This is a genomic window from Pseudomonas sp. RA_35y_Pfl2_P32, from assembly GCF_963970735.1.
Classification (GTDB): domain Bacteria; phylum Pseudomonadota; class Gammaproteobacteria; order Pseudomonadales; family Pseudomonadaceae; genus Aquipseudomonas.
The window spans coordinates 1-255 of sequence record NZ_CAXAQF010000444.1; the positions used below are offsets into that span (position 1 = coordinate 1).

The window sequence follows — 255 nt, forward strand, 5'->3', positions numbered from 1 at the left end:
CCCTGGGCGTGGTCGGGCAGATCATCCCGTGGAACTTCCCGATCCTGATGGCCGCCTGGAAACTCGCGCCAGCCCTGGCTGCCGGTAACTGCGTGGTGCTCAAGCCTGCCGAGCAAACACCGCTGGGCATCAGCGTGCTGCTGGAACTGATCGGTGACCTGCTGCCACCGGGCGTGCTGAACGTGGTGCAAGGGTTCGGCAAAGAAGCCGGCGAAGCCCTGGCCACCAGCAAGCGCATCGCCAAGATCGCGTTCA

Annotated in this window: 1 protein-coding gene; it reads left to right on the forward strand. The window is 65.1% G+C overall.

Annotated features, from left to right (window positions below; translation table 11 throughout):
- On the forward strand, nucleotides 1-255 hold a 255-nt coding region (locus AACY45_RS29090; protein WP_339548913.1), incomplete at both ends, for an aldehyde dehydrogenase family protein.